The sequence below is a fragment of the Janthinobacterium sp. Mn2066 genome (assembly GCF_049319705.1).
Classification (GTDB): domain Bacteria; phylum Pseudomonadota; class Gammaproteobacteria; order Burkholderiales; family Burkholderiaceae_D; genus Janthinobacterium.
Genome location: NZ_JBMOUF010000008.1, coordinates 258,257 through 281,984 on the forward strand (window position 1 = coordinate 258,257; position 23,728 = coordinate 281,984).

22 protein-coding genes and 1 other RNA gene are annotated in these 23,728 nt (G+C 61.3%); 3 read left to right on the forward strand and 20 right to left on the reverse strand.

The window, feature by feature from the left end; translation table 11 throughout:
- Window position 1: 1 nt before the first annotated feature.
- From recR to ACL9RI_RS17515, 3 genes are read right to left on the reverse strand one after another with little or no spacing between them, the layout of a single operon-like run.
- Window positions 2-592, reverse strand: coding sequence for a recombination mediator RecR (gene recR, locus ACL9RI_RS17505; protein WP_034786598.1), 591 nt, complete (start codon window positions 590-592; stop codon window positions 2-4).
- Window positions 593-639: 47 nt separating this feature from the next.
- Window positions 640-966: a YbaB/EbfC family nucleoid-associated protein gene (locus ACL9RI_RS17510; RefSeq protein WP_010396201.1), complete on the reverse strand. Its 327-nt coding sequence runs from the start codon at window positions 964-966 to the stop codon at window positions 640-642.
- Between the two features lie 38 nt (window positions 967-1,004).
- Window positions 1,005-3,269, reverse strand: coding sequence for a DNA polymerase III subunit gamma/tau (locus tag ACL9RI_RS17515; protein WP_422727783.1), 2,265 nt, complete (start codon window positions 3,267-3,269; stop codon window positions 1,005-1,007).
- Window positions 3,270-3,464: 195 nt separating this feature from the next.
- Between ACL9RI_RS17515 and ACL9RI_RS17520 the strand changes: the two genes are divergently transcribed.
- Window positions 3,465-4,130, forward strand: coding sequence for a DUF2987 domain-containing protein (locus tag ACL9RI_RS17520; protein WP_422727784.1), 666 nt, complete (start codon window positions 3,465-3,467; stop codon window positions 4,128-4,130).
- A 76-nt stretch (window positions 4,131-4,206) separates the two neighbouring features.
- Here the strand turns inward: ACL9RI_RS17520 and ffs are convergent.
- The 5 genes from ffs to ubiD form a co-directional block, all read right to left on the reverse strand.
- Window positions 4,207-4,305: signal recognition particle sRNA small type (ffs, locus tag ACL9RI_RS17525), an RNA gene on the reverse strand.
- A gap of 85 nt (window positions 4,306-4,390) precedes the next feature.
- Window positions 4,391-4,702 (reverse strand): hypothetical protein, encoded by a 312-nt coding sequence (locus ACL9RI_RS17530; RefSeq protein ID WP_422727785.1) that lies wholly within the window; start codon window positions 4,700-4,702, stop codon window positions 4,391-4,393.
- Between the two features lie 213 nt (window positions 4,703-4,915).
- Window positions 4,916-5,233 (reverse strand): hypothetical protein, encoded by a 318-nt coding sequence (locus tag ACL9RI_RS17535; protein WP_422727786.1) that lies wholly within the window; start codon window positions 5,231-5,233, stop codon window positions 4,916-4,918.
- Window positions 5,234-5,338: 105 nt separating this feature from the next.
- Window positions 5,339-6,922 (reverse strand): methyl-accepting chemotaxis protein, encoded by a 1,584-nt coding sequence (locus ACL9RI_RS17540; RefSeq protein ID WP_422727787.1) that lies wholly within the window; start codon window positions 6,920-6,922, stop codon window positions 5,339-5,341.
- Between the two features lie 300 nt (window positions 6,923-7,222).
- Window positions 7,223-8,707: a 4-hydroxy-3-polyprenylbenzoate decarboxylase gene (gene ubiD, locus ACL9RI_RS17545; RefSeq protein ID WP_422727788.1), complete on the reverse strand. Its 1,485-nt coding sequence runs from the start codon at window positions 8,705-8,707 to the stop codon at window positions 7,223-7,225.
- A gap of 475 nt (window positions 8,708-9,182) precedes the next feature.
- On the opposite strand from ubiD, the gene ACL9RI_RS17550 reads away from it, so the two are divergent.
- The gene (locus ACL9RI_RS17550; protein WP_422727789.1) at window positions 9,183-10,100 is read left to right on the forward strand and encodes a transglycosylase SLT domain-containing protein; all 918 of its coding nucleotides are present in this window, start codon (window positions 9,183-9,185) and stop codon (window positions 10,098-10,100) included.
- A 111-nt stretch (window positions 10,101-10,211) separates the two neighbouring features.
- Here the strand turns inward: ACL9RI_RS17550 and nusB are convergent, their stop codons facing one another.
- The 3 genes from nusB to ribBA form a co-directional block, all read right to left on the reverse strand.
- The gene (gene nusB / locus ACL9RI_RS17555) at window positions 10,212-10,682 is read right to left on the reverse strand and encodes a transcription antitermination factor NusB (RefSeq protein WP_183676781.1); all 471 of its coding nucleotides are present in this window, start codon (window positions 10,680-10,682) and stop codon (window positions 10,212-10,214) included.
- A gap of 188 nt (window positions 10,683-10,870) precedes the next feature.
- The gene (gene ribH / locus ACL9RI_RS17560) at window positions 10,871-11,353 is read right to left on the reverse strand and encodes a 6,7-dimethyl-8-ribityllumazine synthase (RefSeq protein ID WP_183743313.1); all 483 of its coding nucleotides are present in this window, start codon (window positions 11,351-11,353) and stop codon (window positions 10,871-10,873) included.
- A gap of 84 nt (window positions 11,354-11,437) precedes the next feature.
- The gene (gene ribBA, locus ACL9RI_RS17565) at window positions 11,438-12,565 is read right to left on the reverse strand and encodes a bifunctional 3,4-dihydroxy-2-butanone-4-phosphate synthase/GTP cyclohydrolase II (protein WP_422727790.1); all 1,128 of its coding nucleotides are present in this window, start codon (window positions 12,563-12,565) and stop codon (window positions 11,438-11,440) included.
- A 302-nt stretch (window positions 12,566-12,867) separates the two neighbouring features.
- On the opposite strand from ribBA, the gene ACL9RI_RS17570 reads away from it, so the two are divergent.
- Entirely contained in the window at window positions 12,868-13,293 is a 426-nt protein-coding gene (locus tag ACL9RI_RS17570; protein ID WP_422727791.1) for an OsmC family protein, read from the forward strand.
- Here the strand turns inward: ACL9RI_RS17570 and ACL9RI_RS17575 are convergent.
- The 9 genes from ACL9RI_RS17575 to pilV form a co-directional block, all read right to left on the reverse strand.
- Window positions 13,290-14,759, reverse strand: coding sequence for a hypothetical protein (locus ACL9RI_RS17575; RefSeq protein WP_422727792.1), 1,470 nt, complete (start codon window positions 14,757-14,759; stop codon window positions 13,290-13,292). The genes ACL9RI_RS17570 and ACL9RI_RS17575 overlap by 4 nt on opposite strands.
- Window positions 14,760-14,881: 122 nt before the next feature.
- Entirely contained in the window at window positions 14,882-15,517 is a 636-nt protein-coding gene (locus ACL9RI_RS17580) for a riboflavin synthase (protein ID WP_422727793.1), read from the reverse strand.
- A 24-nt stretch (window positions 15,518-15,541) separates the two neighbouring features.
- Window positions 15,542-16,645, reverse strand: coding sequence for a bifunctional diaminohydroxyphosphoribosylaminopyrimidine deaminase/5-amino-6-(5-phosphoribosylamino)uracil reductase RibD (gene ribD / locus ACL9RI_RS17585; RefSeq protein WP_422727794.1), 1,104 nt, complete (start codon window positions 16,643-16,645; stop codon window positions 15,542-15,544).
- Window positions 16,646-16,758: 113 nt separating this feature from the next.
- The gene (locus ACL9RI_RS17590) at window positions 16,759-17,313 is read right to left on the reverse strand and encodes a GspH/FimT family pseudopilin (RefSeq protein ID WP_422727795.1); all 555 of its coding nucleotides are present in this window, start codon (window positions 17,311-17,313) and stop codon (window positions 16,759-16,761) included.
- A 37-nt stretch (window positions 17,314-17,350) separates the two neighbouring features.
- Window positions 17,351-17,833, reverse strand: coding sequence for a type IV pilin protein (locus tag ACL9RI_RS17595; RefSeq protein ID WP_422727796.1), 483 nt, complete (start codon window positions 17,831-17,833; stop codon window positions 17,351-17,353).
- A gap of 24 nt (window positions 17,834-17,857) precedes the next feature.
- On the reverse strand, window positions 17,858-21,532 hold the full coding sequence (locus ACL9RI_RS17600; RefSeq protein WP_422727797.1) for a pilus assembly protein: 3,675 nt from the start codon (window positions 21,530-21,532) through the stop codon (window positions 17,858-17,860).
- Entirely contained in the window at window positions 21,529-22,155 is a 627-nt protein-coding gene (locus ACL9RI_RS17605; protein WP_422727798.1) for a pilus assembly PilX family protein, read from the reverse strand. Before ACL9RI_RS17605 ends, ACL9RI_RS17600 begins: the two co-directional genes overlap by 4 nt.
- 18 nt (window positions 22,156-22,173) lie before the next feature.
- The gene (locus ACL9RI_RS17610) at window positions 22,174-23,136 is read right to left on the reverse strand and encodes a PilW family protein (protein ID WP_422727799.1); all 963 of its coding nucleotides are present in this window, start codon (window positions 23,134-23,136) and stop codon (window positions 22,174-22,176) included.
- Window positions 23,133-23,696, reverse strand: a complete 564-nt coding sequence (gene pilV / locus ACL9RI_RS17615) for a type IV pilus modification protein PilV (protein WP_422727800.1) — start codon at window positions 23,694-23,696, stop codon at window positions 23,133-23,135. The genes ACL9RI_RS17610 and pilV overlap by 4 nt, the downstream gene beginning before the upstream one ends.
- Between the last annotated feature and the right edge of the window lie 32 nt (window positions 23,697-23,728).

Here is a 23,728-nt window from a genome sequence, read left to right on the forward strand (position 1 = left end):
ATCATGTTGCCCTGCGGTCGAGCATGGCGCGGGCAATCGTGCCCGCATCCACGTATTCCAGTTCGCCGCCCACCGGCACGCCGCGCGCCAGCCGGCTGACGCGCAAGCCGCGCGCCTTGAGCATTTCGCTGATGTAATGGGCGGTCGCTTCGCCTTCATTGGTAAAGTTGGTCGCCAGCACCACTTCACCGACCACGCCATCGTTGGCGCGGTTCAATAATTTTTCGAGGTGGATATCTTTCGGGCCGATGCCGTCCAGCGGCGACAAGCGCCCCATCAGCACGAAATACAGGCCCTTGTAGGTCAGGGTCTGTTCGATCATCAGCTGGTCGGCCGGGGTTTCCACCACGCATAGCAAGCGCTTGTCGCGCTCTTCGTCGAGACAGGTCTCGCACACTTCGTGTTCGGTAAAGGTGTTGCACAGGCCGCAGTGATGCACGGCATCGACGGCCTGGAACAGGGCGCGCGACAGCATGGCCGCGCCTTCCCGGTCGTGCTGCAACAAATGAAAGGCCATGCGCTGCGCCGACTTGGGGCCGACGCCGGGCAGGCGCCGCAGCGCCTCGGTCAGGAATTCAAGCGACTTGGACATGGATCAAGCGGCTCCAGTCGCGCTGAACGGGCGCATGCGGTTCAACATCAGAATGGCATTTTGAAGCCGGCTGGCAAATTCATGCCACCGGTCAAGCCTGCCATTTTTTCGGCCGAGGTGGCTTCCGCCTTGCGCACGGCGTCGTTGAAGGCGGCGGCCACCAGGTCTTCCAGCATGTCCTTGTCATCGGCCAGCAAGGATGGATCGATGGAAACGCGTTTCACGTCGTTCTTGCAGGTCATGACGATTTTTACCAGGCCGGCGCCGGACTGGCCTTCCACTTCCACCAGCGCCAGTTGATCCTGGGCTTTTTTCATATTGTCTTGCATTGCTTGCGCCTGCTTCATCAGGCCAGCCAGTTGATTTTTCATCATAAGAATTACTCCATGTCAGTTCAAAAAAAATTTACTCATTAATGCAGCGTCGGTCCGGCAGCGCCCGCCGGCGCCGGCGTAATCGTGCCCGGCACCACGAAGGCATCAAAAGCCTGCTTCATATCGAGTACAAACGGGTCGCTTGCGATGGTTTCCTCGGCTTGCCGCTGGCACGCTTCGCGGTGGGCCTGCGCTTCGGCGCTGGCCGTGTACCAGACAGCGCCCAGTTCCGTGTCGACATTGACCTTGCGCCCGAAACGTTCGGACAGCGCCGCCGCCAGTTTTTCCACATTGGCCGGACTGCGCCAGGTGTCGATCGGCACGCGCAAACGGAAGGTAGTGCTATGACCATCGTGCAGGCATTCGATCAGCTCGGCCTGCACCGCCAGTTGCTGGGCCACGCCGCGCAGGGGCAGCACGGCAGCCACGGCGGGCCAGTTGCCATCCCAGTCCAGGCCAGGCACGGGCGTAATCACATACGGTGCGCTGGGCGCGGCCTGCTTGGCGGCGCGTTGCGGCATCACCACGGCAGGCTGTTCGGCCGGTGCGTGGTGTTGCGGCGCCTGGTTTTGCACGGCGCTTGATGCGCTATCGTCGGAAAATTCGGTGACCCAGGGCGGCAAGTCGTCATCCGGTTCGGTTTGCTTTGGCGGCGGCGCCTGGCGCTGCGGTGCAGGTGCAGGCGCAGCAACGACTGCCTGCGCTTCCATCGGCGCATCATCCCACGGCGCTGGCGCCTTGGCGGCAGCAGGCGGTGGCGCAACAGGAGGCGGTGCGACAGGTGCGACTGGCGTGGCAGCCACAGGCGCGGCTGGTGCGACCGGCTCGGGCGCGGCCGGCTTCGGCGCCGACGTGCTGGCGCCAGGACGGCCTTTCGAGGCGGCACGGGCCGCTTCCAGCGCCGCATTGATGGCGGCGCGGGCGGAACTGACGGGCGCGGCCGGGGCTGCTGGTGCCGCAGATGTTGCAGGTGCTGGCGCCGCCGCCGGCGGCGTCTCGGCGCGGGCCACGCTGGCAACGGCGGCCGCAACCACCGGCTGCGGAATCACGGCCGCATGGCTGGCCACCTGATTGGCGGCGGCGCGCGCTGGCGGCGGCGTACTGGCGGCGGCACGGGCAGCGGCTGCGGCGGCCGGACGGTTGCCCGGCGCAGCAGCAGGAGAAAAAGCAGGCGCAGCCGCCGGCACACCCTCGGCGCCGCCTATGCCGGGCCGAAAGGCCAGCATGCGCAGCAAGGTCATGCTGAAACCTGCATATTCATCGGGCGCCAGGCCCAGTTCATTGCGGCCATGCACGGCGATCTGGTAAAACAGCTGCACTTCTTCTGCATCGAAGGCTGCGGCCAGGCGCACGATGTCGGCGTATTCCGGTAAATCCTGCGGCACGGCGGCGGGCACGGTTTGCGCCAGCGCAATGCGGTGCAGCAAGGTACCCAGGTCTTGCAGCGCGCCGTTATACGACAGGCTGCGCGACGCCATTTCATCGGCCACGGCCAGCAAGTCGGCGCCGTCCTGTTTCGCCAGTGCATCGAGCAGACGCACCAGGTACGATTGATCGAGCGCGCCCAGCATGCCTTGCACGGCGTCGAGCGTCACTTCGCCAGCCGCATAGGCAATCGCCTGGTCCGTCAACGACAGCGCGTCGCGCATGGAACCGTGGGCGCCCTGGGCCAGCAGGCGCAAGGCCGGCTGTTCGAAGGCGATGCCCTCCTGCCCCAGGATATTGTCCAGGTGGCTGATGATGTGGCCGGGCGGCATCTGCTTGAGGTTGAACTGCAGGCAGCGCGACAGCACGGTGACGGGGATCTTTTGCGGGTCCGTCGTCGCCAAAATGAATTTCACGTGCTCGGGCGGCTCTTCCAGCGTCTTCAGCATGGAGTTGAAGGCGTGGTTGGTCAGCATGTGCACCTCGTCGATCATATAGACCTTGAAGCGCGCATTGCTCGGTGCATACACGGCTTGTTCCAGCAACTGCGCCATTTCATCGACGCCACGGTTCGAAGCCGCATCCATCTCGATATAGTCGACAAAACGCCCTGCATCGATGGCCGTGCACGCTTCGCACACGCCGCAAGGCTGGGCCGTGATGCCGCCCGTGCCATCGGGGCCGATGCAATTGAGCGACTTGGCCAGGATGCGCGACAAGGTCGTCTTGCCGACGCCGCGCGTCCCCGTGAACAGATAGGCGTGGTGCAGGCGGCCGCTATGCAGCGCATGCGTGAGCGCGCGCACGACGTGCTCCTGGCCGACGAGCGTCTCGAAGTTCTTGGGGCGGTATTTACGGGCGAGGACTTGATAGGACATGCTGAGATTTTACCGTAGATAACAGGTGCGAAGGGCCTCGGTTGCACCAGCCCGTGAGAACAAGGCTAGCCACAAAAAAAGAACAGGCAAGAGGCGACCAGGAGATTACAAAAGGAGAATTGTAACAAGCTGCGCAGGGATTAGCTAAAACCATAGCCATCACTTAGAATTTTGCTTTTCCTTTAATTGACAAAAATGAAAAAACTTGCCCGCCCTACCTTGCTGCTTCCCCTGTTATTCCTCTCCCTTTCCGCGCACGCCAGCGAGCGGGAATGGGTGCCCTATAAAAAACTGGTCGAACAGTTGCGACTCGACAAATTCTATGCGCTGCCAGCTGCCGAGCGCGACAGGCTGCAGCTCTATATCACCGTCAAACCGGAAAACAAGAGCTACAAACCGTCGGATGTGGTGCTGACAGCCGTGAAAGGCACGGAACGCCAGCCCTTGCCGGCGCTGTCGCCCGATTTCCGCATGGCGCTGCCCTTCAATCCGGCCTGGATGAGCGACGACACCAGGATCATGACCAGCTTGCCCAAGGGCGAGAAATCGGCCATCAACCTCGAAGCCACCACCACCGTCCCGGAAGGCACGCAGTGGACCTACGCGCCCGTGATGGGCAGCGTACAGCAGATGAACCAGGCAATCAAGAAGATGGCCGGCGCATTGAGCATGTTTGCGCCAACGATCAAGTCCGTGGTGTTCAAGTTTGCCAAGCCGGCGCAATTAACGGTGGGCAGCAAAGTATTCACCACGGATGCGAAAAACCAGATCAAGCTGAAACCGGATTCGGCATTACTGAAAGACAATCCGGCGATGGTGCTCAGCGAACGTCCGTTTGAAGCGGAGCTCAGCGATGAGTGAGGCAGAAAAAGGGACTAGAAAAACGATGTAGAAAAAACAAAAGCTGCCGATGGCAGCTTTTTTTTAGTTTCCCGAAGGAGGCGAGCCTGATCTGCGGCACTCATGGTTAATAGCCGTGGCTGCTTCGTTCCCGACCTGACCAGGTTAGCCATGCCACGATGCGCAGGGGCCCGCCGGGGGTAATTATAACCGATCCGGGCTAGCCTGTGGGGTTAAACTGGAACAAGATCCGGACCAGGCCCGCACAACAGCATGCCATGCTACTTCGCGCTGTCCAGAATTTGCAGTTTCCGCTCACCCAGCTGCATGACCTGATCAAACGTCACAGTAGTTGCACCATGACCTACTTGCATGTTCTCGCGCCACCACTGCAACCTTGTCTGCGACAACACATCACTGGAGAAACGCCGATGTCCGGCCACCAGTGCAAAGACATACGATGCATTCATATGCTGCAACCCAAGTACCAGAGAAATGCTTGCATCAGACTTTGCCTGGGCTTGTCCGAACGCACACCAGTCTACCAGCTGTCCGAAACCGCCCAAAAAGCGCGCTCCCAGAATGTATGGCATATGCCAGCAAAGCAATCCGCTCCACTGATGCGCCAAACCATTGTAGCAAGGCAGTTTCACCAACACCGTGGGGAGCGGCCGCAGCTGAGATTAGCAAGCTAAACGCTGCCAGGTCGGCCTTCCATTGCGGAAGTGTTGTGGCGTCAAAATTGAAGGAGTGGAACGTATTGGCCGCAATGGTTTTCAGCCGCCTCGTTTTGCCGACCACCAGGATCAACCTGCCAGCAGACCTGCTTCGCGAGGCGTCAGCACAGAAACGATGGTGTTACGGTCAAGACCTTGCTCGTAGAGCACCCTAAACCCCGATGTCATTTTCTTTACCATGAGCATCTGGTTACCCACTTTCACCGCCTTGACACTGGCATCACGCACAGACGAAGGCCGCTCTACAGCAGCAAGAATTTCCACCTTTGCACCGGACGGTATCCGGCTCCATGCCTGCAGCGCCTGAGGGGAAATTTCTGTACCTTTGACACTATTCATCTCTGGCGCACGAGATGCAGCATTTTGCCCAGTTAATTTGCTTCCCATGGCTCCCCCGGCATCTACCGCAATACGTCAATACGTCAATACCGACGATTATATGCCTGTTCGGGACAACAACGATGTCTATGCTCACACCGGCCTTGCTCACAATCATACTAGCTGTGCAATACCACCGTATTGTCCGGCAACCCGCACACCACCCAGCCTGAACACGCTGACCACCTGCGCCAGCTGTCCTGCCTGCGTTTGCATGGCCTCGGCGGCGGCCGACGCTTCTTCGACCAGCGCCGCATTTTGCTGGGTCACCTGATCCATCTCATGGATGGCTTGATTCACCTGTTCGATACCGGCGCTTTGCTCCTCGCTGGCGTCATTAATTTCCCCCATGATATCGGTCACAAAAGCAATGCTCTGCACGATGTCTTGCATGGTAGCACCCGCCTTGTTGACCAGGATGGAGCCGGCATCGACCCGCTGCACCGAATCATCGATCAAGCCCTTGATTTCCCTGGCCGCCGCCGACGAGCGCTGCGCCAGGCTGCGCACCTCAGTGGCCACCACGGCAAAACCGCGCCCCTGCTCACCCGCGCGGGCCGCTTCCACCGCGGCATTCAAGGCCAGGATATTGGTCTGGAACGCCAGGCCATCGATCACGCCGATGATATCGACGATCTTGCGCGATGAATCGTTGATCGCATTCATGGTAGCGATCACCTGCTCCGAGATCGCACCGCCCTGGCTGGCGATCTGGGCCGCATCGCCCGCCAGCTTCCTGGCCTTGCGCGCACTGTCGACGTTTTGCCGGACGGCCGAGGTCAGCTCTTCCATGGACGAAGCCGTCTCTTCCAGCGAACTGGCCTGCTGTTCCGTGCGTGCCGACAAGTCCTGGTTGCCGGCGGCAATTTCGCTGGAGGCATTGGCAATGCTGTCCGTACCCACCCGCACTTCGCCTACGATATTGGCCAGGCTATCGTTCATGACTTTCAGCGCATGCATCAATTGCCCGGTTTCATCGCGGCTGTCGACGGCGATCTGGCTGCTCAAGTCGCCCGACGACACCGTTTCCGCCACCTTGACGGCCTGCGCCAGCGGCCCGGTGATCGAGCGCGTGATCCAGATGGCAAACGCGATGCCCATGGCCAGGGCCAGCAAGCCCAGCGCCAGCAAGGTAAAACGCGTGTTCTGATAGGAGGCCAGCACGCCGTCGGCAACCAGGTCGCCCGCATGAATTTGCACTTCAGACAACTTTTTGATGGACTCCAGATATACAAGCGCGCTCGGCATGAAACTGCCATCGAAGATCTGCCGCCCCAGTTCACGGTCACCGGCATGCACGGTCCTGGTCAAGGCTTCGCGCGCGGCCGTAAAAGCGCTGCGGCGGCTGACCACGTCGGCGTAGGCGGCCCGCGCTTCGGGATTGACCAGGTCGGCGCCGATCTGCTCTTGCAACTGCGCCAGGCGCGGCAAGGCTTGCTCGATCTGTTGCGCAAACTTTTGCTGATCGGCAGGATCGGCGGCTTTCCACATGGCTTCCGTGCGCGTCACATTAACCTGGATCAGCTGCGCCCAGTCCGCCACCAGGCGCTGGTTCCTGACCGTGCCATGCACCATGCTTGAGGTCATATCGCTGGTCGCCTGCAAACGCATGAGGCCAATCACGACCAGCGCCGCCAGCAATAACAAGACCACAGCGTAGCCGACGGCAAGCCGGGTACCGATTTTCAAATTTTTCATGCGTTCAATTCCATTCAACGACAGATCATGAGGGCGTGCACATGCCTCAGGGCCGCTCCAGCGGCGCTGACATGCAAAGACCAGGCATGCCAGGTGGCATGCAGCAGTAGCCGGCTCAATAGGGAAAAGGCAGCGCCCGCAGACCCATATGGCATGGGCCGATCCTGGGCGGTCTGCTCGCTGGTGGAATGTTTTTATCCACCTGACGGCAAAAAATATTGCCGTCAGGCATGATTTTGGCAGGGATTTAGCTAAAAACCAATACGGGAAGTCCGCATATGCTCGGCACTGCCAGCCCGGCTACAAGCCCAGCTCTTGCCAGATGGTATCGACCCGCGCCTTCACCTCCGGCGTCATGGTGATCGTCGTGCCCCACTCGCGCGTGGTTTCGCCCGGCCACTTATTGGTGGCGTCGATGCCCATCTTGCTGCCCAAGCCGCTGATCGGCGAAGCGAAGTCCAGGTAATCGATCGGCGTATTGTCGACCAGCGTCGTGTCGCGGATCGGGTCCACGCGCGTGGTGATGGCCCAGATGACTTCCTTCCAGTCGCGGATATTGACGTCTTCGTCGACCACCACGATGAACTTGGTATACATGAACTGGCGCAAGAAGCTCCACACGCCGAACATCACGCGCTTGGCGTGGCCCGCGTACTGCTTCCTGATCTGCACCACGGCCATGCGATAGCTGCAGCCTTCGGGCGGCAAATAGAAATCCGTGATTTCGCTGAACTGCTTTTGCAGCAGCGGCACGAAGACCTCGTTCAGCGCCAGGCCCAGCACGGCCGGTTCATCGGGCGGTTTGCCTGTATACGTCGAGTGGTAAATCGGATCGCGGCGCATGGTGATGCGGTCGATGGTAAACACGGGGAAGCTGTCCTGCTCATTGTAATAGCCGGTATGGTCGCCGTACGGACCTTCCAGCGCATGTTCATAACCGCTAGGATGGTTTTCATCGGGATAGATATGGCCTTCGAGCACGATTTCAGCGGAGGCCGGCACGCGCAGCTCGCTGCCGATGGCTTTGACCAGCTCCGTGCGGCTGCCGCGCAGCAAGCCGGCGAACTGGTATTCGGACAGGCTGTCCGGCACCGGCGTGACGGCCCCTAATATAGTAGCGGGATCGGCGCCCAGCGCGACGGCGACCGGATACGGCTTGCCCTTGTTCTGGATCGCGTGTTCGCGGAAGTCCAGCGCCCCGCCCCGGTGCGCCAGCCAGCGCATGATGACCTTGTTGCGGCCGAGCACCTGCTGACGGTAGATGCCCAGGTTCTGGCGCTTCTTGTTCGGTCCCTTGGTAATCACCAGGCCCCAGGTAATCAGGGGCGCGATATCGCCCGGCCAGCAATGCTGGATCGGCAGGCGCGCCAGGTCGACGTCATTGCCTTCCCAGACGATTTCCTGGCATTTGGCGCCGCGCAGTTCCTTGGGCGACATATCCCACACGGCTTTGACCAGCGAGCCCAGGCCCAGCAGGTCCTTGAAATCCTTCGGCGGTTCCGGTTCTTTCAGGCGCGCCAGCACGTGGCCGATCTTGCGCAGCTCGCTGACATCTTCGGCGCCCATGCCCAGCGCGACCCGGCGCGGCGTGCCGAACAGATTGCCCAGCACGGGGATGCTGTGGCCGGTGGGATTTTGAAATAGCAAGGCCGGTCCGCCCGCACGCAACGTGCGGTCGCAGACCTCCGTCATCTCCAAATATGGTGAAATAGGGGTGGAAATGGTCTTAAGTTCACCCATTTCTTGCAGCTGAGAAATAAAATCTCGCAAATCTGAATATTTCATGTGTTTTTAATTTTTTTTGACGTCGGACGCCGTTGCTGAAGGATCTATGCCAAGTAATTGATTTTATTGGCTTTTGGCACAATGCAAGACAAATAGTAAGACATAAAAGTAATAAAGAATCGATTCGTTAGTATTGACTTGATATAAAACGGCTTCTACAATTCGCCCAACTTGAAGAGGACGTCGGCCCAAGGCTTGATTTTAGCGTCTCTCATTCATTCACGGAGTCGGGGCTCCACATGACATTTTAAGGAGTGTTTTCAAAAGGCGTCTGCCTTACCCCCGGTAAGAAGTTGTATTGCAACTGACCCAATACCACAGGGACCGGTCAGCTCAGGCAAACAATGATGGCGTCTCTCGCGCGCACCCTACACGCGGCGACAGACGGTGATATTTCTGATGCACGGCATTGGCAGTACCGTACCGCGAGACCGCGGAGGGACTGCCTGTTGACGCGACATTTCAGGGGAACTCTATGACTCATCGCAGCACCGAAGCATCGTCTGATGCTTCAACCGTGGCGGGCCAGCCAGCGTTAGCGCAATTACGTGCGCGCGCAAAGGCCATTTCAGCGCGTGGCGTATTGGCCACGGCACAACATACATTGACAGTTTTCGGTATTTCCGCACTTGCACTGATCGCCCTGCTGATGTTCCGCCCCGACCTGGGCAAGCAACTGACGCACAGCCTGTTCCCGCTGCCGATGGCAGAAGCCCAGGCCGTTGAAGCACCGCACTTGTCGGCCCTGATGGAAGCGCCTGCTTCCGTACAGACAGCCGCCAACGAAGCGCCGTTGAGCAAGGAAGAAAAAGCCTTGCTGGGCACGCAACGCCAACAGCAATGGGTCACCAACTGGCTGTCGAAACGTTACCGCGTTGCCAACGACGCCACCAATATGCTGGTCTCGACGGCATATCTGACGGCACGTGAAATCAAGCTCGATCCGCTGCTGATCCTGGCCGTGATGGCGATTGAATCGGGCCTGAACCCGTTCGCGGAAAGCCCGGTCGGCGCACAAGGCCTGATGCAGGTGATGTCGAAGATACACCATGAAAAATTCCAGGACATGGGCGGCGTGCAAGCTGCCTTGAATCCGGTGGCCAACATCCGTGTCGGCTCGCTGATCCTGAAAGACTATGTCACGCGTGGCGGTTCGGTGGAAGCCGGCCTGAAAACCTACGTGGGCGCGGCAGGCTTTGCCACCGATTCGGGCTACGGTTCGCGCGTACTGGCCGAATACCGCCGTCTGAAACAGGTCTCGGCCGGCCAGCGCGTGCCGACCAGCGGCCCGGTATTGGCCTCCAGCACCCCGGCACCAACCATCATGCCAGCCAAGGACACCGGCTCGCTGACCATCAAAGTTGTGCCTAGTAATAATATCGCCGGCCTGTGACCCTTTAAAAGCCCTCACAGGGGCGTTCAGTAAAAAAGCCACCGGCACTTGCGTGCGGTGGCTTTTTTATTAGCCTGTGGCATCGCCACAGGCTTTACAGCAATTACTTGCTTACTTACGTTTATTCGCGTTGACTTCTTCTTCGCGGAACGTCACGGCCAGCTTGTCCAGTACGCCGTTCACATATTTGTGACCGTCGATCCCGCCAAACGACTTGGCCAGTTCCACCGCTTCGTTGATGACGACGCGGTAAGGGATTTCCACGTTGTTTTTCAGCTCGTAGGCGCCGATCAGCAGGATGCCGTGTTCGATCGGCGACAGTTCAGCGATATCGCGGTCGATCAACGGCGCCACGCTGGCACGCAGCGCCAGCGAATCCTTGATGGCGCCGTACAGCAGCACCGTGAAATGATCGCCGTCCGCCTTGTCGAAACCGTGCGCGGCGCGGATATGATTGACGACCGTGGTCGCGTCTTCATTGTTCAGCAGCCACTGGTACAGTCCCTGCAGCGCAAACTCGCGCGCGCGGTGACGCGGCGTGCGGTTCTTGCTGGGATTGGCGAGCAAATTTTTCTCAGTCATGTTGTTACCTGTTCTTAATTACTTGTTCACTACATATGCCGACGATAAGCCACGGTGTATTGAAACCTGCCGTAGCCAACAGCTCAAGCGGGCGCGAGAAGCATGCCATGGCAAGGCGCAAGGTCGAAGACAGTACGATTGTACGGCGAGACCTTGCAACGCAGCCATGGCGTGCTTATCACACGCGCTTAATCTTCGTCGACGTCTTGCAACTCTTCCAGCGCTTGCGCCAGATTGGCCATTTCCACTGCCACGCGGGCTGCTTCCGCACCCTTGACCAGCATGCGCACTTCTGCCTGCTCGTCGTTTTCGGTCGTCAACACGGCGTTGGCGATCGGGATGCCGTAATCGAGGCCGACACGGGTGATGCCCGCGCCGGATTCATTCGATACCAGCTCAAAGTGATAGGTTTCACCGCGAATCACGGCGCCCAGTGCGATCAGGGCGTCGAATTGCTCGGTTTCTGCCATCTTTTGCAGAATCAGTGGGATTTCCAGGGCGCCCGGCACGGTCACGTGCAGGATATCTTCATCGGCCACGCCCAGCTTGCTCAACTCACCCAGGCATGCCGACAGCAAGCCACCACCGACGATTTCATTGAATCGTGCCTGGACGATACCGACGCGCAAACCTTCGCCGGCAAAATTGGTTTCGTATGTTCCTACGGTCATGATGATCCTCTTTATCTGGTTGATCAGCGCCGGCCTGGCCTGGACGCTGCTACGGTATCAAGTAATTTCTTTTAAATAACTTCTTTAGCACGCTTCTTTGCTGCCGGCCGGATGGCACTGAAAACCCGTCACTTCCAGGTCAAAACCCACCATCGACGGCATCTTGCGCGGGCTGGCCAGCAATTGCATCTTGCTCACGCCCAGGTCGCGCAGGATTTGCGCGCCGATACCGTAGCTGCGCAGGTCCATGCTGGCCGCGCGGCCTTTCGGCTTGGCTTGCGGCGTATCGAGCGCAGCGAACTGGGCAAACAGTTCGCCCGAGGTTTCGCCGCAGTTCAACAGCACCATCACGCCGCGCTCGGCCTTTTTAATGGCAGCCAGCGAGGCAGCCACCGTCCACGAGTGGGTGGTCGCTTCGCTTTCCAGCACGTCCAGCAGGGAAACCGGCTGATGCACGCGCACCAGCGCTTCCAGTCCCGGCGCCAGGTCGCCATGCACCAGCGCCAGGTGGGCCGACGCGCTGGGCTTGTCGCGGAAGGCGATCAGGCGGAAATCGCCATGGGCGGTGCGCAGGGTGCGTTCGGCCACGCGCTCGACCAGCGACTCGGTCTGGCTGCGGTAATGGATCAGGTCGGCAATCGTGCCGATCTTCAGGCCATGCTGCTCGGCAAACACCAGCAAGTCCGGCAGGCGCGCCATGGTGCCGTCGTCCTTCATGATTTCGCAAATCACGGAAGCGGGCGTCAGGCCGGCCATGGCCGTCAGGTCGCAACCGGCTTCGGTATGGCCTGCGCGCATCAGCACGCCGCCCTTTTGTGCTTTCAGCGGGAAAATATGGCCAGGCTGGACGATGTCGCTGGGCTGCGTGCTCTTGGCCACGGCCACTTCGATGGTCTTGGCGCGGTCGGCGGCGGAAATGCCGGTCGTCACGCCTTCGGCCGCCTCGATCGAGACCGTGAAGTTGGTGCCGTAGGCGGTGCCATTGCGCGAGGTCATCATCGACAGGTTCAGCTCGTCGCAACGCTCTTCCGTCAGGGTCAGGCAGACCAGGCCACGCGCGTGGGTGATCATGAAATTGATTGCTTCAGGTGTTACGAAATCGGCGGCAAGCACCAGATCGCCTTCATTTTCCCGGTCTTCTTCATCGACCAGTATCACCATGCGGCCGGCGCGCAACTCGGCGACGATCTCTTCGGTGCTGGAAATAGACATCTTTGATCCTCTTAGTGAAACGGACATTGAAACTGGAACAGCCTCTGCGAAACTTCCGCGACTTTCCGGGAATTTTCTTATAACCTGCTATTTTAAAGGATTTGGCGATTGCAAACCTGAAATAGACCGCACTTGCGCCAATATCGTGCCGACCCGGCAACATGCCATTGCTGCGATCCTGCGCAAGCCACGCGCGCGGCGCGGTCCGCTCAAATGGCCTAAGATGGGCCAGCCAGGCAGCATCGGCGCTTCCCGCACTCTCCCCCATTGATTTCTTTCACCCCACACACAGGAGCGGCAGCATGAAAACCAACGGTTCGGCCATCTGGTCAGGCGGCATCAAGGACGGCAAGGGCGCCATCAGCACCCGCAGCGGCGCATTGCAAGACTATCCCTACGGCTTTGCCAGCCGCTTCGAAGGCAAGCCCGGCACCAACCCCGAAGAACTGATCGGCGCGGCCCATGCAGGCTGCTTCACCATGGCGCTGTCGCTGATCCTGGGCGAAGCGGGCCTGACGGCGGAAAAACTGGAGACCACGGCCGAAGTCACGCTCGACAAGGTTGACGACGGCTTTGCCATCACGGCCGTCCACCTGGTGCTGACAGCGAAGATTCCAGGCGCCGACCAGGCAAAATTCACGGAATTGACGGGCAAGGCCAAGGCCGGCTGCCCCGTGTCGAAACTGCTGAAAGCCAATATCACCCTGGACGCCACCCTGCTGCCCTAGATTTTCGGCACCGGCTTGACGGGCTCTACCGGAGCAACGGGCGCCACCAGCGGCTTTTGCGACTCGCTGGCAGGCAGGGAGCGGTTCATCAAGCCGGGATTCAAGGCAATATTGTTCAAGTTATAGGCGGCAATCGCCGCCGCCACGGATGGATCCTGCGATGAGGGCAAAGGCACGGCCTGGCCCGCGTTCTGGGCGGCGAGCTGCTGGACTTGCGCATTTTGCTGCGCCTGCTGCGCCTGCGCCGTCGTCGCCAAGCCCTGATCGGCCTGCAACTGCAGCTGGCTGGCCAGCGCTTGTGCGCGCTCAGCGGCCGCCTGGGCCGCGATTTGCGCATCGCTGGCAGCCCGTTGCGCGCGCGCCGCCTCATCAGCCGCCACTTGCGCCTGCTCTTGCAGCTGCGACTGCTGCAACTGGGTTTGCCGCACATCGTCCAGCCGCGCCTGCTCCTGCCGCGCCGATATCTGCTGCTGGTCCTGGCGTTCGGTATCGATGCGCTGGCTGTCGGTCCGGTCGCTATCGACCCGCTGCACTTGCACCTGATTCTGCTGCTGATCTTGTAACTGGCTCTGCTGTTGCGCCTGCAGTGGCGCCTGGGATATACCCGCCTGCTGCAACTGCTGCCGCTGGGCTTCCTGCAAGCCCAGGGTCAGTTCTTCCGTTTCCAGCTGTTGCTGTACTTCCAGTTGCCGCTGTGCAATAGCATCGACCTGCTGCAGCTCTTGTTCGCCATTCAAAATCCGGGCATCGGTCTGCGCTTGCACTTGTGCCTGCAATTGGGCTGCCGACAAGGGTACGGCCGGCACGGCCCCGCCACTCAAATCCGCTTCGACGGCCGCCGTGGTGGCCGCCAGCGCACCCTGCTGCTGCGCCAGTACGGCGCCCACCTGGGCCAGCACATCCGTTCCCTGCTGCAAGGCGCCCAGCGTTCGCGCGCTATCGGCCGCATAGGCCGCCTGCAGGAGTTGGGCATCGACTTGCTCGTTACGCAAGTCGATGCCGATATTGGCCAGATCTGCCTGCGTCAGCAGGGAACTGTCCTGGGCCAGCGCGGCCGCCGTATCCGTGCTGCGATCGCCGGCCAGCAAATCGTAACGTTGGGCCAGGTTATCTTGCGGATCGCCGGTCGACAACTGGCTGGCGTCGATGCCGCTGGTTTGCAGCTGGGCAAACGATTGCGTCAGTTGCTGTGCCAGCGCCACCAGGTCGGCATCGCGGTTGACAGGTGTCGCGCCCTGGCTGGCCTCATCGGTCGCCCCCTGCAAGGCCAGCAACTGCCGGCGCGACAAGGCCACGCCAGACAAAAACTGTCCCAGCGGCGAAATATCGACCAGGGTGGAAGAAATGAGGGGAATGGCCAGATGGGCAGCCGCCGTGGAAGACAGCGGCGCTGATGCGCCCGCCGGCCCTACCTTGGGCGTGGCCGGGATAATATTAGGCAGAGTCGCGCGCGAAATCGGGTCCATGACAGCCCTCCACTGCGGAAAGCTTCATAGTATGCGTCTCTACAGAAAAAGCAAAGCCTGGAGAAAAAGCAAAATAGGCCTGACAGTGGCTTACCTCAAAGAATGGGGTAAGCCAGCCGTATTTAAGCCGCAGACTTATCGAGCGACAACATGCGTTCCACGTAACGGGCGATCAAATCGATTTCCAGGTTCACTTTGGCTTCAACCTTCAAATGTTTCAAGGTGGTCATGGCGATGGTGTGGGGAATCAAATTAATCGAGAAACGGCAGCCGTTCACGGCGCCCGGCCCCAGGTCTTCCACACGGTTGACGGTCAAGGACACGCCGTTGACGACCACGGAACCTTTCAAAGCCAGGTATTTCGCCAGTTCCTGCTGCGCTTCGATGACCAGTTCCCACGATTCGCCCACGGCTTCGAACTTGCGCACGATGCCCAGGCCATCGACGTGGCCAGAGACCAGATGGCCGCCCAGGCGTTCCGCCAGGGTCAGCGCTTTTTCCAGGTTCACTTCCGTGGTGGTATCGAGACCGACGGTGCAATTGAGGCTTTCGCGCGAAACGTCGACGGTAAAGTTGGTGTCCGTTTTTTCCACCACCGTCATGCACGCGCCATTGATGGCGATCGAATCGCCCAGCGCCACGTCGGCCAGCGGCAAGCCGCCCGCATGGATGGAGAGGCGCACGCCGGCCTCGAGGCCGCCTTCCAGCGGCAATACGGTTTCAATTTTGCCAATCGCGGCAACAATTCCTGTAAACATGGTCGACCTGTAAAAAGTAAAAAGTTATGAATTGCGTTCGGTGAATCTTGCAAGGATACGCACATCTGCGCCGACCTGCTGAACCTGGTGAAATTGCAAGGCGTATTTTTTGTTCAAATCCGTCAGCGCGGGCAAGCTGAACATGCCCTGTGCGTCGCCGAGCACGGTCGGCGCCAGGTAGACCAGCAGTTCGTCCACGCAGCCTTCGCGTATCAGCGAACCGTTCAGCTTGGCGCCCGCCTCGACATGCACTTCATTGATCTGGCGCCGGCCCAGTTCCAGCATCAGCTCGGGCAAATCCACCTTGCCGGCCGCATTCGGCAGCAGGATGATTTCCGCGCCCAGCGCGCGCAGCTGCGCTTCCTTTTCAGGGTTGGGCACAGCCGCCACGATCCAGGTGCCACCGCCCGCCAAGATACGCGCATCGGGGCTGATCTCAAGCCGGCTGTCGATCACGATACGGCGTGGCTGGCGCGGCGTTTCCACGGCGCGCACATTCAATTGCGGATCGTCGGCTTTCACCGTGCCGATGCCCGTCAGGATGGCGCAGGCGCGCGCGCGCCAGGCGTGGCCATCGGCGCGCGCTTCCGGTCCCGTGATCCATTGGCTCTGGCCATTGTGCAAGGCCGTCATGCCATCGAGGCTGGCGGCCGTTTTCAAACGCACCCAGGGCTTGCCGCGCTGCATGCGCGAAAAAAAGCCGATATTCATTTCGTACGCCTCATCGGCCAGCACCCCGGTGGTGACGGCGATACCGGCCGCTTCCAGCTTGGCCAGGCCCTGCCCTGCCACCAGCGGGTTCGGGTCCGTCATGGCGGCCACGACACGGCCCAAGCCGGCGCGCACCAGCGCATCCGAACACGGCGGCGTGCGGCCATGGTGGTTGCACGGCTCCAGGGTGACATAGGCGGTAGCGCCGCGCACGTCGTTGCCGCGCGCCCTGGCATCGGCCAGCGCTTGCACTTCGGCATGATCATGCCCTGCCGCCTGCGTCACGCCGGCGCCGATCACCAGGCCATGCTTGACGATCACGCAGCCGATACGGGGATTGGGCGAGGTCACATACAAACCGCGCGCCGCCCATGCCAACGCCAGGCGCATGCCATCTACATCATTGAGTATTTCCACAGGCTACTTTGCTTGAAGGTTGCTGAATAAGGTTGCTGAATAAGGTTACTGAATAAGGTTACCAAATAAGACGATTAAATAAGAACATGACTTGCCTGGCGTTGCCGCAGCGGCTAACTTTCCGCCACGCCACTGCAATTGGCCACCTGCTGCGGATCGCACGTGCGCACCCTGCCCAGCATATTGATTTTAATATGTCGTACCTGTTTTCCTGAAATCAAGGACATCGTGCCCCAGCGCGCCGCCAGGCTATTGCTGGCACTGCAACTGCGGCCCGCTCCATTATAGGCAATATAAAACGGCGCCGCGCCCGACGTAAAAGCAAACTGTGCGCTGATGCCCGCCGCCAGCGGGCCCTGGCGGAACAGCAGCTCATCGCCGTCATCGAACACCAGGTTGCCATTGCGGTCGATAAACACCAGCCAGCCCGTGCGCCAATCCATGCCGCCCGGCCCGGCCGGCATCAGCAGCACCCGCCGGCCACGCGCCATCGCCTGCGCCCGCGTCAATTCGATGGCAGAAAACAAATCCGTGGACGCCGCCCGCAAGCGTTGGCGCTCCAGCATCTGCTGCAGGCTGGGCAAGGCGGCCGCCGCCAGCACGCCGGCGATCGACAATACGGCCAGCAATTCCAGCATGGTGTGACCGGCAAGCCTGCTTGAAAGCATATTTCCTCCCTCCATAAGCAGCTTTCGACCACCATGGCTAAGGCCAGCAATGGGCAGCCGGCCCGCTGCTGGCGCGCACACCGGCGCTATTCAAACTCAGTACGCCGCAATCGGGATCGCGGAAGTGCTGGTCTACCCTGGGTGTGCCTGGCAAGGCCCGCAGCAGCACGCATGGATTGATCTGCACGCCAGGACAGGCGATGGCCTCGATTTCATACGCGCTGCGGCCAGCATTGCCCTCGGGACCCTCGCCAGACCACCACTGGAATTGTTTGGCTACCGGGTCGGTTGAGGCCGCCGAAAAAAGCAGATAGCTATTATTTTGCGAGTAATAACGTTCCTGCTGCTGCATCAACTGCAGCAAGGCCGCTTGCCCTTGTACCCGCTTGGCCCGCAGCACATGGCCGTAGTAGGCGGGCAAGGCCAGCGCCAGCAACAGCGACAGAATCACCAGCACGGCCATCATGTCGATCAGGCTGAAACCCTGCCTGATCGAAGAAAACTCCAGCGTGCGTGGCATGGTCCCTCCTTTCGATGGTGACAGCTATTTCTTGGCAGCCTCATGCAATTCGCGCCAGTTCGCCACTTCGCGCCAGCTCAGGCGTCTGGCCGGCAGCGGCGCACTGACGACCTTGACGGCGGCGCCCGGCAAGCCGGGTTGTAACACGGCAAATTGCTTGCGCCCCTCGGCCCGCCCGGTCGCCCCTGCCGCAGCGACGCTGCTCTTGATTTCCAGTACCAGCGGCGGCGCACGTGCCAGGCCGTCAAGCAAGCGGCCCGTGATCGCATCCGCCTGTATCAAGCCCAGACCATCGGCGGCAAAGCCACCGAGCGCATCAAGCACATACAGCCTTGTGGCCGGCCTGGCGCAGGCATCGTGCCCCGGCAAGACGGTATTGAAAAACACTTGGCCAGCAGCCAGCACGGGGCTATGGATGCTGCGTTCGCCCGTCTGCGCCGTATTATTGAAATCCAGATACCAGCCATGCCTGGCGCCCGCGTCGTCCGTTGCCGTACCGGCGTAGCGCAGCTCGGCGCCAGTGACGACATAGCCATCCGTCGCCACGCCCAGGCTGCGCTGCTCCAGGCTATTGCGGCTACGCGTGGGCGCCAGCTCGCTCAAGTCATCGTGCACGGCATAAAACGATTGCGACAGCAGGGCCGAGGGCCAGGTGTCGGCCGCCTCGGCCAACTTGCCGGTGCCGAACAGCAACAGATAACCGCCAGCCGCTGCATACGCCACTTTGACTTGCTGCGAGATCGGCTGGCGCACTCCTTTTGCATCGCGCGCGACAAAAACGAGTTTGCGCGCCCCGCCATCGCTCCATGGTGGCCCGCCGGTAAAATCGATGCGCCAGAGATTGCCCTGCAAATCACCCGCATAGGCAAGGCCAAGCGCGCCATCGTTGCCGGCTACCAGGGCGGGCGGCGCCAGGGCCTGCGCCGCCACGCCCGTATCACCATCAGCGCTATCGACCTGTACCAGCGGCACTTTCAGGCGATAGTAGTTGCTACCCAGCTGCCACGGCACGCCGGGCGCCTTGTCCAGCGCCAACAGGAAAATGGCGGCAGCTGGCTTGCCGACTGCATGCCCATCATCCACCGTATTGTTATAGCCGCTGGAGACGATCACAAAATCGCGGTAAACGGGCAAGCTATCCTTGCTGCTCATGTTCAGCCTGGCAAAGCCGGGCGGCGCGCGCAGATTGCCCATGCTGCTGTCATCGCGGTCGGTAAATTCCCACAACGCTCCTGCTTGCGCGAAACGTTCCGGGTCCGTCACGTCGAGCGCAAACAGGCCTTGCGCGCCACCGCCCATGCCGGACACCAGCACCGTTTTCCAGCGCCCCTGCACCAGCACTTCTGCGCTGGCGGCAGCGCCATCGAGCAGCGGGCCGCCTCCGTAGTGGGTGCTCGCACTGGCGGCAGCCCCATGCAGCAGGGCGTGCGGCAAATAAGCGAACAGCTCGCTGCCGGTGCGCGCATCGAAACCATGCAGCAAGCCATCATTGGCGCCCAGATACAGCATCTTGCGCCGCACCTGCAACGATTTACGGTGCAGCGCATAGTCCGCGCCCGCCAGCCCCAACGATGGCGTGCCCACATACACAAGGTTGCCGTAAGGCGCCGCGCCCAGGGTGCCGGTCCGGCGGCGCAAGACGCCGCCAGGCTGGCCCACCTCGCGCATCCGTTCCCCCAGCAGATAATGAACGCGCGCGTCGCCCAAACCATCCTGACTATCCTCGCCATCGAAGATGCTGCGCTGCCCTGCATCCAGGCGCGGCCATGACAATGGAATCAATGCGCCTGACGCAGCGGGTGTAAACACGGGCCGCGCGGCCTGGCCAGCCACCCACAGCGGTTTGCCGGCAATCACGGCACCATCGGCACCCACAGTAAAAGGCAGGCGCGACAGGGTCATGCTGCCATCAGACAACTGCATCTGCGACTGGAACAGATACGCTCCTTCTGCGCCGCTGGCCAAGGCCATCAACGAAGGGCCTGCTACCGCAGTAGACGGCACGCCATGGTCGGCCGCCAGGAAAGCGGCGCGCACGCCGGCGATCAGGGCCACAGGGTCGCTGCCCGACAAATAATGGCTGGGCAAACCGCTATCGACATCACTATCACGATCAGCGCCATGCCTGGCGGCCAATACCAGCGGTGTCGTGGCGGCAGCGACATGATTGGCGGGCAGCAACTCCCCCGCATAGTGCGTCAGCGAGCCAACACTTCCGCCCGGACGCAGCGCAGACACATGCGACCAGTATGCGAGGCCAGCCGCATGAAAACTGGCGCCGCCCATGCCGTCCCTCATCCATTCCAACCCCGCCAGATTGCTGCCGCGCTGCATCTCCAGCGCCCCGACCGCCCGCGTCCAGGCCATCACGTCCAGCGGCGGTGCAACAAAACCATCGACACCACGCGCGCGGTCACCGGGGTCGGCCCCGCTATTGGGCAGATTTCCCGGCACATAACGATCAGCCGTCATGCCGGCGTCGCCCAGGCTGATCACGATATGGCGCTGGCAACTGGCCACTTGCGGATCATTCCAGTTCGTAATAACAGGCCAGCCATCATCGGCCACTTGCGCCATGGCGGCGCTGGCTTGCCGCCCCTGCAGGTAGCGCAAGGATTCATACAGCAATTCCGCCAGCGGGGCCGCCCTGGCATAGGCGCCCGGGTGCGGTGTATCGCTGCGACCCAGCGTATTGATGTAAGTGGTCACCCCGCCGCCACGACCCGTGTAGACGCCGGTCGTCGCAAACCATTCGGCATCGGGAGAATCTTGCGGCAAGAAATCGGGCGACATCAAGCGCTGCGCTCCCAACTGCGCCAGCGGCGCGCGCAGCACGCCGCCGTACACGTGGGCATCCGTCGATGGCATCGCGTTCACGTGGCCGAAAACGCCGATGCGCAGCCTGCCGCCATGGCGTTGTATCGCGCCCACCGGCTTGTAATTCTTGCCGTAAGCCATACACAAATCGGGCCGCAGCGGACCTTCCAGCGCATCGCAGACGCGCACGCGGGCCAGGAATATGCCCAAACTGGCGGCCATGCCGGGCGATTCGCAACTGCCGCCCTGCGCCAGCGCGCCAGCGCCAAACAGCAGGCGGTTGCGGCAAGAAACAATGGACAGTTGCTCCACTGAAAATGGCGTGACCGTTTGCACACCCTGGCGCAACAGCTTGCGGGGAAAATACGCTGCATGGGCATAAAAGTCGATACCTGTGTTGCCATCGGGAAGATAAGCGCGTTGCACTACCGTCTTGCGCACTTCATCGATCACCCGGTCGCCGCCCGTAAAAGCATAGCGCACGATGTCGAGCATGCTGGTGCCGGCCCAGTTCAAAAAGTTGCCGCTGAAACTATCGCCGCCACAGCCATGTTGTCCATCCGCCGGTTTCAGCACGGAGAAGTAAGCGGTCGCTACGCGCAAGTCCGGTACGCTGGCGCCACCCTGGCTGCGATAGGGATAAACATAGCAAGAGCGCACGTCAAAATAACCGGCGTATTCGCGTGTGGGCGCATACTCATCGGCATAGGCAGCGGCGGCGGCCGCGTGCGTAAACGATAGATTGAGCAGCACATTGGGCAGCACCCGGGCGCCTTGCAAGCCGACATCGGAGCGGTCCAGGGCCACCGTGGGTGCAGCAGCATATACACTGAGACAACACAGGCAAGCTGCCAGCAGCAAGGTGTGCAGCACCGATTTCATGGCGCCACCCCGGCCGGCTGCTTGCGGTAATACGTTTGCAGCACGACCTGCGTATCTCCATTGGCGCCAAAACCGATGGCCGTCACGCGGTACAGATAACTGGCAGGTGCGGCGGCTCCCGCCTCCTCGCCCGGCGCATGAAACGGCAGCAATTCAATCAGGTAACGGGGACGCCGAAATGGCAAAAATCCCTGCCCCGTTTGCATGGCTGCGCCCGTAAAGCGGCCATACGCGACTGTGGTACCCACACCCTCATCATCTGCAGCGAGATCCTTGACTAGCCATACGGGTGGCGCCGATCCGGTCGCAGGCAAGCACAATCCCGGCTGTTCGCCACAATCCGCTGCAAAACCGGCTGCGCTGTCTGGTGCAAACATGGCGCTGCGGCCCGGTGCGGCCGGCTGGCCTTCGATGTCGCGTTCCGCATCCATCAGCGCCTCCTCTGCGGCGTGAAAAGCAGTATGCCGGTCGCGCTCGCCACGCGCAGCCTTCTCTCCCAACAAGGCCATTTGCGCCGCCGATACGCCCAGCAACAGGATGACCAGCAGCAAACACAAGGTAAACACCAGCGCCACGCCACGTTGCCCTGGCCTGCTTGCCAACGCGTTCTGGTGGACAGGCATCACGCTTCCCATATTCAACTACGTCGGCATATTGCGCAGCATGATCGTCAGCTGCACCAGGTGATAGTGACGGCCCTGCTGGAGCAGCGGCAAGCTGGCACGCACGATGCGCACGCCAGCATCGGTCGCGCCATACGCGTCGGCGTACGCCGCGCCGAACAGGTCGAATTGCGCCGGCCCCAGCTGCGCAGCAGATGCATTCCCCGTTTCACCATGCAGCAGCAAGGCCACGCGCACGCTGGCCACCCTTTTCCAGTGCGTGCGCTGATGCAAGTCGCGCTGCCGTGCCGCTGCGTCCGCGCCCACCAGCGTCAGAGCCGCATCGCGCGCAGCCAGTTCGCTGGCATTTACGTACTGGTTCGGTACGCCATCGGGCGGAGCATCCGTATCGAGGCCATACAAGACCTGGAAACTGTCGACGCCACGGATGATGGCGTCGGCGCCCCAGCCGCCGCTTGCCGACCGGTACTTGCAGCGTAATTCAGCGTCGCCCGCATCGTCGCGGGCCACATAAAATATGCTCCAGCCCCGTTGTGCCTGTGTATCTGCGGCACCCACGCCAAAGCCGGCGCAATTGAGCACGGAACCGTCGCCGCCCGCATCCTTGCCTGCGCCGTCATAGCGCAAGGCCAGCACATCGCTGCCATGCACGGCATTCGTCAAAGGCAGCGAAATGCCATCACTGTTCTTGCCCAGGCTGCGTGCATCGAGTCCGGCGATATTGGCGCTGCCATAGGGAGCGTGCATCAGGGGTGCGGCGCCGGCGTCCCAGTTCACGTACGCCGTCTGGCGTACGGCGCGGGCGATGGTGTCCAGCGCATAGCGGCCGTTGTCGCTCAAACGCGCGTTGGCCGCCTGGTCTGCATAACTGGCGCTGGCGGCCAGCAGCATGGCACTGGCCGCCAATATCAGCATGGCGCCCAGGCCCAGCGCCACCAGCAGTTCGACCAGGCTCATGCCTCTTTGAAGAAGCGTCCTCATGGGCTGCCTCCGCCCAGTTGCATGGCCAGCCTGGGCAAGGCCTCGGCAGTTTGCCCAGCGGTTTGCCGGTCAGTTGGCCGCCCGCGCCAGCCCAGCTTGATAACGATGGGCGCGCCGCTGCCGCCGCTGCAGGTCCAGTGCAAGCCGTGCGCTGCCGTATCCCAGGCTTGCAGGTCGCGGCAGATCAGCAGCCGCGCGCCGGGTAGCGCAGAGCGCAATTGCTGTTTCCATTCGGCGATATCGAATTGCGCCAGTTGCGCGCCGGTACACGCTGCGGCGCCGAAACACGCGGATTGGCCGCCATCGCCCGCACCGGCGTCAAGCGATGCATCGTAGTCCAGTCCAAGATAGGGATTGCCGGCATCGGGCAGCCCGCTGTTGCTCCGCATGCGCTCGGCCATGCCCGCCGCCAGTTGCGCCGCCGTCGACAGCAAGACCGATTCGTGACGCGCACGCAAGGACGCCAGGTGCAGCACACTGCCGCCCAGCACGCCGATTGCCAGCAGCAACAGCGCCACCAGCACTTCGACCAGGCTACTGCCATGACTGCCGCTATGCATGGCCAACTCCCCCTGACAAAGAAAGAAGAACC